The sequence below is a fragment of the Fibrobacter succinogenes subsp. succinogenes S85 genome (assembly GCF_000146505.1).
Classification (GTDB): Bacteria; Fibrobacterota; Fibrobacteria; order Fibrobacterales; family Fibrobacteraceae; genus Fibrobacter; species Fibrobacter succinogenes.
The window spans coordinates 416,793-429,018 of the sequence record NC_017448.1; the positions used below are offsets into that span (position 1 = coordinate 416,793).

Annotated in this window: 9 protein-coding genes; 3 read left to right on the forward strand and 6 right to left on the reverse strand. The window is 46.9% G+C overall.

The window, feature by feature from the left end; all coding sequences use genetic code 11:
• Positions 1-102: 102 nt before the first annotated feature.
• The gene (locus FSU_RS01755; protein WP_014545198.1) at positions 103-1,554 is read left to right on the forward strand and encodes an aldehyde dehydrogenase family protein; all 1,452 of its coding nucleotides are present in this window, start codon (positions 103-105) and stop codon (positions 1,552-1,554) included.
• 10 nt (positions 1,555-1,564) lie between these two features.
• Complete coding sequence (locus FSU_RS01760) at positions 1,565-2,785, forward strand: iron-containing alcohol dehydrogenase (RefSeq protein ID WP_015732504.1); 1,221 nt, start codon at positions 1,565-1,567, stop codon at positions 2,783-2,785.
• A 5-nt stretch (positions 2,786-2,790) separates the two neighbouring features.
• Here the strand turns inward: FSU_RS01760 and FSU_RS01765 are convergent, their stop codons facing one another.
• On the reverse strand, positions 2,791-3,222 hold the full coding sequence (locus FSU_RS01765) for an acyl-CoA thioesterase (RefSeq protein ID WP_015732505.1): 432 nt from the start codon (positions 3,220-3,222) through the stop codon (positions 2,791-2,793).
• Between the two features lie 261 nt (positions 3,223-3,483).
• Here FSU_RS01765 and glgB point away from each other — a divergent pair, with 261 nt between their 5' ends.
• Entirely contained in the window at positions 3,484-5,700 is a 2,217-nt protein-coding gene (gene glgB, locus FSU_RS01770) for a 1,4-alpha-glucan branching protein GlgB (RefSeq protein WP_015732506.1), read from the forward strand.
• Positions 5,701-5,806: 106 nt separating this feature from the next.
• Here the strand turns inward: glgB and FSU_RS01775 are convergent, their stop codons facing one another.
• Genes FSU_RS01775 through FSU_RS01795 form a run of 5 tightly spaced genes read right to left on the reverse strand, consistent with a single transcriptional unit; the run spans position 5,807 to position 12,150 of the window.
• Entirely contained in the window at positions 5,807-6,424 is a 618-nt protein-coding gene (locus tag FSU_RS01775) for a hypothetical protein (protein ID WP_015732507.1), read from the reverse strand.
• Between the two features lie 2 nt (positions 6,425-6,426).
• Positions 6,427-8,010: a hypothetical protein gene (locus tag FSU_RS01780; RefSeq protein WP_014545203.1), complete on the reverse strand. Its 1,584-nt coding sequence runs from the start codon at positions 8,008-8,010 to the stop codon at positions 6,427-6,429.
• 1 nt (position 8,011) lies between these two features.
• Positions 8,012-9,208, reverse strand: a complete 1,197-nt coding sequence (locus FSU_RS01785; protein WP_014545204.1) for a hypothetical protein — start codon at positions 9,206-9,208, stop codon at positions 8,012-8,014.
• Between the two features lie 34 nt (positions 9,209-9,242).
• Positions 9,243-10,136 (reverse strand): tyrosine recombinase, encoded by an 894-nt coding sequence (locus FSU_RS01790; protein ID WP_014545205.1) that lies wholly within the window; start codon positions 10,134-10,136, stop codon positions 9,243-9,245.
• 19 nt (positions 10,137-10,155) lie between these two features.
• Complete coding sequence (locus FSU_RS01795; RefSeq protein WP_015732509.1) at positions 10,156-12,150, reverse strand: hypothetical protein; 1,995 nt, start codon at positions 12,148-12,150, stop codon at positions 10,156-10,158.
• Positions 12,151-12,226: the final 76 nt, after the last annotated feature.

Consider the following 12,226-nt stretch of genomic DNA (forward strand, 5'->3'; position numbering starts at 1 on the left):
ACAAAAATACATGAATAGATGAAACAGAAAAATTTTTAAAAAAGCTTTGTTTTTCGCCACCTAAAACGCCTTTTTTGCCCAATATGTTCTATCTTATTGAGTATGAACGAAATACATGGGATAGATATCAAAAAGATTTTTGATGCTCAAGGGGAAAATCGCTGGAAAATAGCCCAGACGAGTGCCAAAGAGCGTATTCAAAAACTGAAAAAGCTTCGCGAAGCCGTCGTGAAGCATCAGGAAGAGTTTTACGAAGCAGTTTGGCAGGACTTCCACAAGCCGCGTTTTGAAGCTTGGCTCAGTGAAATTTTTCCGACGATTGAAGAAATCGACCACACAATTAGCCATCTGAAAAAATGGATGAAGGACAAAAGCGCTAGTCGAGTTTTCTTTTTGCCCACGTCCAAAAGCCGCCTCCACTACGAGCCCAAAGGCCGCGTACTGATTTTTGCGCCGTGGAACTATCCGTTCTTGTTGCTCGTGAACCCGATTATTTCGGCAATTGCGGCTGGCAACGTGATTATGGCAAAGCCATCGCACAAGACGCCGCACGTGAGCGCTGTTCTCGTGAAGATGTTTAAGGAAAACTTCCCGGAAAATGAAATCGCACTCATCGAAGGTGAAGGGGCTGAAATTGGAGACAAGCTATTAGAGCTTCCGTTTGACCATGTATTTTTTACGGGGAGTCCGAAGGTCGGCGCGCACATTGCAGAAATGGCAGCCAAGCACCATGCCAGCATCACGCTTGAACTTGGCGGAAAGTCCCCCACGATTCTGCTCCCCGGCATAAACATCAAGAAGCATATCAAACAGATTGCTTGGGGAAAAACGCTAAACGGCGGGCAAACCTGCATCGCGCCGGATTACGCCCTTTGCCCAGAAGATAAAGTTCAAGAATTTGCAGAAGCTTTTGCCGAAGATATCAAACGCAGATTCGGCGATACCGAAGCCAAGCGTCACGAAAGCAAAGACCTTGTACACATCGTTGACAAGCGCGCCACAGAGCGCCATGCTGCACTCATCAAGGATGCAATTGCCAAAGGCGCTAAACAAGTCATCGGCGGAGTGAGCGATATCGAAAATTGCTACACGCCAGTCACCGTGCTTACAAATGTCACGCCCGACATGGAAATTATGAAGTCCGAAATTTTCGGACCGATTATGCCGATTATCGCCTACAAGAATCTTGACGAAGCGATTGCATTTGTACAAAGCCGCCCAAAACCACTAGCGCTGTACATCTTTGGTACAAACAAACGCGATATCAATTACGTTTTGAGCCATACCACATCCGGTTCCACTTGCGTGAACAACACCATTATCCAAATCGAAAATTTGGAGGTTCCCTTTGGCGGTGTGGGCATGAGCGGTACAGGCAATTACCACGGATTTTTCGGATTCAAGACATTTAGCCATGAACGCAATATCATGGAGCAGAAAGGGTTCGATGCGGTGACATTTTTCCACCCGCCCTATGGAATTATTCCGGGCAGTTTGCGTTCTAAAATTCAAAACTTTGCAGAAAAAGCGTTACGCTTTTTAAAGTCGATGTAGGAGGTCACTTATGGCATCTTTCCTTTACAGATTCGCCTGCCGAGCATTCCAAAAAGCGTTCTTTGTTGGCGTACACTTTATGCCATGGCGCGAGCCGCAACTTATTCACGGAGCAGGGACTTTAAGCGAACTCCCCAAGCACCTCAAGGCAAATGACATAGAGAACGTTCTGCTCGTTACCGATGAGTTCTTGGTCAAGAGCGAACACTTCCTAAACATCAAGAAATACTTGGAAGAAGCGGGAATCAAGTATGCCATTTACGACAAGACTATTCCGAACCCGACCATAGACAATATCAACGATGCAGCACGCATTTACCGCAAGAACAAATGCAAAGGGCTCGTCGCATTTGGTGGCGGTTCTGCCATTGACTGCGCAAAGGGCGTGGGCATCCGCATTGTTAGACGTTGGACACCGATTTCGTTTATGCGAGGGACGCTACGCGTTCTTCGCAAGATTCCGTATCTCGTAGCCATCCCGACGACGGCGGGGACAGGGAGCGAAGCGACTGTGGCCGCCGTGATTTCCAATCCGCAGACGCATGAGAAGTACCCGATTAACGACTTCGTCTTGATTCCGCGTCTCGCGATTCTCGATGCCAATATTACGCTCAACTTGCCCGCCAATCTTACGGCAACTACCGGTATGGATGCGCTCACGCACGCCATTGAAGCCTACATTGGCAACAGCAATTTCGACGGAAGTGCCGAAGCCGCCATCTTGGCTGGTCGCCTGATTCTTGAGAACATCCAGAACGCCTATCGCGACGGTCACAACATCAAGGCCCGTGAAAACTTGCAGAAAGCGGCATACCTCGCTGGGTATGCATTCACTCGCGCTTACGTCGGCTACGTTCACGCCATTGCACATAGCCTTGGCGGTATGTACCACACGCCTCACGGGCTTGCAAACTCAGTTATTCTTCCGCACGTTCTGGAATTCTACGGCGAAACTTGCGAAACGCGCCTCGGATTCTTTGCAAAAGCCATTGGAGCAGTCCCAGCAGAGCTTGACAACCATGAAGCCTCCAAAGTCTTCATTATGCAAATTCGCGAGTTGAACCGCTCTATGGATATTCCGGAACACTTGGAATTTATCCAAACCGAAGACATTCCAAGACTCGCGAAGTCGGCAAGCAAGGAAGCAAACCCGCTTTACCCTGTGCCGAAAATATTAAATGCGAAAGAGCTCGAAACGCTCTATCGCATTGTGAAAGGGACAAAAATGTAAAACGACTACTTCACTTGAAAGCGGTCTTTAATTTCTTGAGGGATGGCAAACGGCCTTCCCTTTTTCATATCCATGAGAACCCACTGCGTCTCGGATTCAAACACGACCTTGCCATCAGAAACGCGTTCAAAGCGGCACTTGCGTACGCTCGCGACCTTGCTGTAGCCAGCGACCCAAGTCGTACCACGGATTTCATCGCCCAAGAACGCCTGATTCTTGTATTCCACAAACTGCGTATGAATCATCCAACCGCAACCGAACTGGTACATCACATCCGTTGCTCCAACGGAATCCGAATGAGCAATCGAGATATCCTGAACCCACTGCACCGCCCACACATTATTCATGTGCTTGTTTTCATCAATCATCTCGGGCGTCACCTTAAAAAGCTTTTCAAACTTCATCGGATTTGCATTTTCTTCCATCACTACAGCCATTGTAAGCCTCCATTGTAAATAAATGTAACAAAATAATTCAAGACGAAAGAACGCTTGCAAAGCAAGCTACAGACGAGAGACGAAAGTTATAGTTTGGCAGCGAAGCTGCGATTTTTTCTACTCTCGTCACTCGTCTACCAGCGAAGCGGTCTCTCGTCTAATTAATTATCAAAATATTACGGTTTTTATCGCAATTATTCGCATAACATTCCCATTTTATGTTATTTTTCTTTGCGTTAAAAACATTAAGTGAGAAAATCTATGGAATGGAACGATTTCACGAGCCTGACCGCAGAAAACATGCAGGCAATTTGGGACTTCAAGACTAAAGACCCGTTTTCAATTTTAGGTATCCACCCGCTCGAAACCGATCGCGGGATCAAGACCGTCATCCGCACCTACCAGCCGCAGGCCAGCTTTGTCCGCGGTGAATCGTGCGACGGCACTGAAGAATTTGATTTTGTGAAGCTTGGCGACACAGGATTTTTCGAAGCCATCCTCGACTTGGAATACAAGCCGTTCTTTTACAAGCTCATCATCAAGCAGGGCGACGGCATCGAATACACGCTCGTCGATCCGTATGCATTCTTGCCGGTCCTCAGCGACTTTGACCGCCACCTGATTGCAACAGGCACGCACTACGAACTTTACCGCAAGCTCGGCGCCAACATCATCGAACACCAGGGATTCAAGGGCGTTCACTTCGCCGTCTGGGCTCCGAACGCTCGTGCCGTTTCTGTGGTCGGCAACTTCAACAGCTGGGACGGCCGCCGTCACCAGATGCGCATGCTCGGTGCCTCGGGCATTTGGGAAATCTTCATTCCGAATCTTGGTGAAAACGAACTCTACCGCTTTGAAATTCACGGCGCCGACGGGAACCTCCATGTGAAGGTGGACCCGCTTGCAAAGCTCGCCGAAGTCCGCCCGGCAACAGCCTCCATCACAACACACCTCGACGGTTACGAATGGGGCGATGATCTTTACATGAAGACGCACTGGGCCACAAAGGTCTTTGGCGCTCCGATGAACATTTACGAAGTCCACGCCGGTTCCTGGCGTCGCGACCCGGCTAATCCGGACCGTTTCCTCAACTGGGACGAGCTCTCCGAACGCCTCATCCCGTACCTCAAGGAAATGGGATACACGCACGTGGAATTCTTGCCGCTCGCCGAACACCCGCTCGACGAATCTTGGGGCTACCAGGTTACCGGTTACTACTCCCCCACGAGCCGCTACGGCACACCGGACCAATTCCGCCACTTTGTGGACCTTTGCCACCAGAACGAAATCGGCGTGATTTTGGACTGGGTTCCGGCCCACTTCCCGAAGGATGCACACGCTCTCGGACGTTTCGACGGCACTGCCTGCTACGAGCATGCCGACCCGCGTCAGGGCGAACACCCGCACTGGGGCACATACATCTTTAACCTCGGCCGTAACGAAGTCAAGAACTTCCTCATTGCAAACGCGATGTACTGGCTCAAGGAATTCCACTGCGACGGTCTCCGCGTCGATGCTGTAGCCTCCATGCTTTACCTCGACTACGGTAAGGGTCCGGGCGAATGGGTGCCAAACAAGGACGGCGGCAACATCAACTACGATACGCTCGAATTCCTGAAGCACTTGAACAGCATCATGGGTCGCCTGACCCCGCATGCCATCCTCATCGCCGAAGAATCAACAAGCTTCCCGAGCATCACTCGCCCGCCAGAGCAGGGCGGTCTCGGCTTCCACTACAAGTGGAACATGGGCTGGATGAACGACTTCTTGAGCTACATCCAGCACGAACCGATCCACCGCAAGTACCACCATAACCAGCTTACGTTCAGCATGGTCTACGCTTATTCTGAAAACTTCATACAAGTTTTCAGCCATGACGAAGTGGTACACGGCAAGGGTTCCATGCTCGGCAAGATGCCTGGCGACAACTGGCAGAAGTTTGCAAACCTCCGCCTCACCTACGCTTTCCAGTACGCACACCCGGGCAAGAAGCTCAACTTCATGGGCAACGAATTCGGTCAGTTCCGCGAATGGAACGAAAAGCGCTCGCTTGACTGGCACTTGGTCAGCTGGGATAGCCACGGCAAGCTCCTTGAAATGATGAAGGTTCTGAACCACATCTACAAGGAAAATGCTCCGCTATGGGAAATTGACCATTACTACACCGGCTTTGAATGGATCTGGTGCGACGACGCCGACAATTCCATCGTAAGCTTCGTCCGCAAGGATGACCATGGCAACATGATTCTCTGCGTGTTCAACTTCACGCCGGTTGTCCGTAACGATTACCGTCTGGGCGCTCCTGCTCGCGGTGCTTGGAAAGAAATTTTCAACACCGATGCAGCCATGTTCGGCGGCTCCAACGTCGGCAATCTCGGTGAAGTCTGGACGCAAGATGTTCCATGGCAGAATCGTGAATGGAGCTTGAACATCAAGCTTCCGCCTCTCGCGGCAGTTTACTTCAAACTCGAGAGATAGAAAAAGACGAAAGAACGCTTCGCTACAGACTAAAGACGAAAGATGTTTTAGTAATTCTGAGCGAAGTCGTAAGATTTAAGATCGGTAGCGCTATGCTGCCGATTTTTTAATTCAATGCCACCGAGAACAAAAGCATCATGGAAGACGAGCGAAATACGCCATCGTCATCGGACCAGTATTCACCCGAATTATAGGCTAGCGACACCCCAATAGCGGTATGTTCACCAACCCACCAGTCCTTGCCCACTTCAATATCAAAGCTAAGCGCACTGAGCCCCGTATTCCCAGAATATTTATGGCAATTCAGGTTATAACCCGTCAAGCCCAGTGACCCGCTAATAAACACATTGTTCCACCCGGGTACATAATACGTTGCGCCAACGCCTAAATAAACGGAACTCAGCACGTAAAAATCGTGATCCATATAAGTCGCAAGCCCATAGCGCGCCTCTTGGAAATTAGAATACATCACGTACCCCAAATTCGCATGCAACGCCAAATCCGGCACGACATAAAAACCGAGTTTTCCATGCACCCTTGCACCAAAACCATTGGCAGTCAAGGATTCCTCGCCATCGGCGTTTTCAAAAGACGCATACCCCATTCCCATTGACGCATTTGCAAACAGCCCGTCGTGCGTAAACGGAGCAGAAAGCGGTCCGGCCCAAGTTGCCGAAACAGCCACTGACAATGCAAGCAATAATATAGCGAGAAGACGATCCATAATCAGTTTTGATACTCTAATTTAGCAAAATCAGAGACTTTCCAAAGCTTGACAACATCACCACGCAACCTAAACCCAAGCGATATATACGGCGAAATTCCTTTGGAATGACCATATTTCGAAGCTTTCATATTATGAAATCCGGCCTTCAAACGAATTGCAATTCGCCCCGTTATTGGATCGCCCTCAGGCATGGTCTTGCCTTCAAGACTCGGGAAAAGATAATCCACATACGCCCCAAAGCCGTAACGGAAATAACGTTCTTGCCTGTTTTCGCGTTTTTCTTCACCATCTCTGCGAACCACATAGAAAGCGGTACCCAAATTTGCAAATGCGGCCCCTTCAAAATATTTTGTCCTAAGCACTCTATAACCTAGCAAAGAATGTATTCCATAATCAAAAAAGCCGCAGGAATCGCACTTTTCATCCAAGGATCGTGTATTGAATTCAAAAGAGAACAAAACATTATAAATCCTAAAATCTAAAGCGACATTAAAGAAGAAATATGGTTTGTAATCCGGGAAATCCCCAGCCAAAAACGGAATACCAAAATCGCTACCCAAGCCAAAACTGAAAGAGGACTCCCCTTCAATCAGGGATTTTAACATTTTTCCTAAAGCAATTGATTTCATCACAGGGCATGCCAAATCTTTATTGACTTCGGGCTTATCTTGCAAATCTTCACATTTAAAATTTTCATGATAATCACGTTCTGCAACACGATTCAAAAGCAAATCAAGACCATCTTCGTATCGATACGTACTTTGCCTTACCAAATAATTTGATGAAGAATCTTTATTTAAAATAAATTCATAATCACGATTCAAGTATTTCAAAAGAGCTTTTGATCGTGGCGACAAGTCCGCAGAATCCACAAGCTGAACAGCAGTTGCATAATCACCATCGTAGACAAGAGATTCTATGCGTTTACGTACTTCAATCGCCGAGTTAGGTTCCACGCCATAATTCAAACGGTATGGGAAAAATTGTACATTTTCCAAGCTTTGAACATCCAAAAAAGCAACTGATTCAGATACACCTTCCAAAAAGAAAATTCTCTTATTCGGAATTTCTGAATCAAATTTGGGTACAGCAATCACGCGCAGGATCAATTTAAACGAAGAAGAATCCTTTAAAATATCAGGACCCATGTATGCAAATTGAGTGAAGACCTTTTTTGTTTTTTCGACAGGCGGATCCACCCAAGTTTTAGTTTCTTTGTCATAAATTTTGTCTACATGAATAATGTTATGGATTAAATAAAAACCATTTGTTTCTTTTTGCGAGCGCAGTTCAAATGTTTTGCGGACAATCTCGGGCGCTTCGGCCAAATCACGTTGCATTCGGGCCGTTTTCAGTTCAGACCATTCCATAAAAGATTTATAGACATCCGGATATTCCTTATCAAAATTGACCCAGGGCAACCTATCCTCGCTGTACACATTACCCGTGATGAGCGAGCCATAATAAGCTACAGGCGCGGTTTCTAGCTTTTTCGCCACTGTTACCGAATTCACCAACATATCGTCATATGCAAAGCTATAAGACAGCAGCGTCAATACAATTGCAAAAATGTACTTAACCATATTAGCGTTCCATGGTATCAGGATAAACAAATTCAACCGGTTTCATAGTCAACACAGGAATAGAAAACTCAATTGACATATAAAACCTAAATCCAGAAGCATTTACAGTATGATCCCCCCAAATATTTTTTATACCCGATCTGAAACGAAGATAAAACATATCGTACAGGATTCCAGCACCATACACCGGATAAACCTGATACGAATCCATGCTTGATCTATTTTTATCATCGTTACTTTTATTTTCACCGTAGAAATCGGCTTCAACACCAGTCGTTAAATAACACAACAACGAAATATCCCTAAAGTAATAGCCAACATTTAAGTTCCAGCCCAAATTGGAAAAATGAAGAGTATCACTGGATCGGACATCATTGAAATGCGCGTTGATTTGGCCTTCAAAACTTACATTGTTCCAATACCAGTTTGTCCCCCCATAAAAACCAAAACCATTCTTAACCTTATCCGAAATATCTCCTAAAAAGGCGACATAGGAACCACCTAAGAAAAACGTATATGACTTGAGCGGGTCAACTTCCTTTTTATCCCAATAAGCATCAACTAGATATTCTAACTGTTCTCGTTTTTTCAATTGGAGTTTGTGTTCTTCAATCAATGATGGAACATCATATTTGTATTTAAAGAAACCCTTTAATACAATACAAATAAAAATCCTGTCACTCTCGTTTTCAACACTTTTGAGTTTTTCATCAAGTATTCCAGATTCAATTTCTGCTTTCAATTTTTCCTTAAAGGTTTTATGGAACGTATCGTAAACATAATCCGGCCTTGCATTATAACGCGATACAAATTGAACATCACTAAGCGATTCAAAATCGCCTAAAAAGTATTTCAAGAGAAGTTTTTCGCTATCATGAATTATAAAATAAGTAGACGTCTTTTCATACGACTCAGCAACATCAACCAGTTTCTTTAAACGTACAAGGTTATCATCTTGCAAAGCTTTTCTCATCGCATTGCGAAGATACTTGACCTGGTCAAACTCTTGCCGAAGCATTTCTGATTCGCTGAATTTTTCAACGAGGCTCAACGAATCTATAGATTTAGTCTCTTCATAATCATGAACAAACAAGTTCATCACAGAATCGCGCGAAGTCGATGCCTCGGCAAATGCATTACATACAAAAAACAGCGACAAAGCACTCAAAAAAGCAAAACATTTTACACAAACTCGCATACGATAAATATACAAAGTTTTAGTAAAAAGTAGCCTACTTCCCGCCCATCTCCCTCGGATGGAAACTGCGATGTTCTTGCTTGATAAAGTCTTTATCGACGTGCGTGTAAATTTGCGTAGTGCTGATATCCGCATGGCCGAGCAGCTCTTGCAATACACGCAAGTCCATACCCGCCTCCAGGCAGTGCGTAGCAAAGCTATGGCGGAACGTATGCGGCGAAACCTGTTTGCTCAAGTGCATCGTATGCAGTTGCACAATTTTCCAGGCGCCCATACGGCTCATCGGCTTACCATGCGCATTCAGGATGATATTGTCCGTTGTCGGATGCGTTAAAGGGCGCCCTTCTTCAATCCAGGCGCGGAGATTTTCCTTTGCCTTGCTCCCAAGCGGTACAAGACGCTGCTTATTGCCCTTGCCAATCGGCATGAGCCATTCATTTTCAAGGTCAATTTGCGAAAGCTTGATGCCAAGCGCTTCCGAAATACGAAGCCCGCCACTGTACATGAGCTCAATCAAAGCCGTATCACGGAGCGGATTCTTACCGTTCGCTGCACTCTCAAAAACGCTGTCGATTTCTTCACGGGTCAGGTACTGCGGCAGGTAATGGCCAAGCTTTGGCGTTGCAAGCATCGATTCCGTGCTGTAATCGTACTCGCCCTGGATCTGCATGTACTTGAGGAACCCGCGCAAGCTCGAAAAATGCCTCGCAACCGATGTCGGGGAATACTCTTCTTGCCCCGCCGTAAGCGTCAAGAATTCGTCCAGCTTTTCGGGCTGCAAGTCCTTAAGATCAATACCGTTCTCGTCAAGCCAGGCGATAAAATGCCTCAAATCCTCCTGATAGCTTTGAATCGTCACCGGGGATAGATTCCGTTCTACCCCGAGGTGCGAAAGAAAAGCGTCCAGACGGTTGGAGTTGAGGCTCATTTTAGCACGCTATGTAAATTTAATCTTCTTCGTCTTTTTTTGAGGGCTTAGCGCAGCGGTCTGTAGCCCAGTTGGTCGACTTGAAGCAGGCACTTCTGGTGTAGCAACATCCGTATGCATTTTTATTGCCAAGATCTTCGCAATGGCAAGCAATTCCGTCACCTTCCTTCTCTTCGTCAACAAGTTCTCCGTTAGCGCAGACCACCATGTATCCGCCAGTGTGATAACTTGTGTTGATGCAGGTTTGGAGAGAATTGTGGCAAACTCCGAAGTAGGTACCCTGGATATTGCATGTTACGTGTCTCGTCTCGTTTGTAAGGTCGAATTCGAAATCTTCCACGCGTTCATCAGGAGAGGAGACTGGTTTGTGATTATTCCAGTTGTACCCGTGAACGGTTTTTGCGGCCATCTTTTTACTAGGAATCAGTTCCTTCCATTTCTGTTTCGTCTCGAAACTTCTGAACGGCGGGTAGTCGGGGTCTTCGTCCTTGAGAATTTGCTTGCAACGTTCTTCGTTGTAGCAGGGATTGAAATCGTCCCATCCACTTTCGGAACGTCCCCAGCAAGGATCGCAATCAGAACATTGATCCGTGTTGCATTGGTCTATCATCTTATCTATAGGGTAGCCTTCTCTACAAGCGACGGGGCACTTGTAATACTCCTTGTCAAGCGGGTCGAACTTGTTATGGAGCCTTTCCCATTGCCCGTCGACGCACCTGTACATGATGGCGTTGTTATTGATGTCGTTGTCGCACCTCAGTTCGCCGTTAAGACATTCGCCGCAGATGGCCTTGTCGGTACGGCACGACTTGTTGCCGCATATGGAAACGGCTTTCTTAGCTTCGCCGGCGACGCACTCGTAGACGGTTCCCTTTCCTTCGTCATCGTTGGTACAGGTGTGTTCGTAGTTCGTGCACTCGCCGCAACCGTTGTCGCGCGGGTCGCAGGATTTCCCGTTACAGCTCTCGGTCACCTTCTCGCCCTTTTCGCAGCGGGTGACTGTCGCCTTGAAGTTTTTGTCTTCGGTGCAGGTCTGCACGTTGTCGAGGCATTCGCCGCAATCCGTGCCCTTTTCGTTACAGGAGACCAAGCCACACGAGCGGTTCACAATAACTCCTTTTACACATTCCTTTACGATACCGATATTTGCAGGGCTGTTAGAGCAGGAGTTCGTGTAGCTGTCGCCGCATTCCTTTTCAAGGACGTCCTTGTTAGCGCATTCCTTGCTCTTGGTATTGCAAAGAACACCCTCGTCACAAGCAGTTTCCTTGCAGACGCAAGCACCGTCTTTCGCGGTACCACCAGAAGCCTTGCACAAGTCATCGAAGGTCGGAGCGGATGCCGAGGAAGAGCTTGACTTGGATTCAGAAGAGGCGGCAACAGAGGATGAGCTGAGCTTGACCTGGTTTCCGCAAGCACCCGTGACAGTGTTGCAAACGGCACCTTCGTCACAGACCTCGCCTTTACAGACGCAGGCGCCATCTTTCATGGAGCCACCGGATGCCTTACACAAGTCGTTGAAGGTTGGAGCCGCGGAAGAGGAACTTTTTTTGGAGTCCGAAGATATATCGGAAGGTTTGCTTTGGTTTCCGCAAACACCAGTAATGGTGTTGCAAACGGCACCAACGTCGCAAAGTTCGTTTTTACAGACGCAAGCACCGTCTTTTGCGGTACCACCGGACGCCTTACAAAGATCCGTGAAGGACTTCAGATCGTCCTTGACTTTGGACGAGGAACTGGCCTTGCTACTAGATGATTTTGCAGAACTTAAAGAATCTTTCTTGGAAACAGGAATCCAGTTTTCGCTGTGGCAATAGTAATCAGCATCTTCTTTTTTGGCGTAAACAGTATCGCCTTCATTTTCATCGCCACATATTCCAAGTTCGTAAATCGAGTTGACCTCCGTAATGATTTCTCTTGGGAGAGTTTCATCGCTAGATTCATCACTACAGGCGACAAGAATTGTCACGACCATCATAGTCGCAAACAAAACGTCTAAAATTGTTTTTTTCATGATTTTCCTCGATAACCAGGGCAAAGAAATAAAATTTTACGTAAAATTTAAATAAAATAACAATTCACGTCAACGC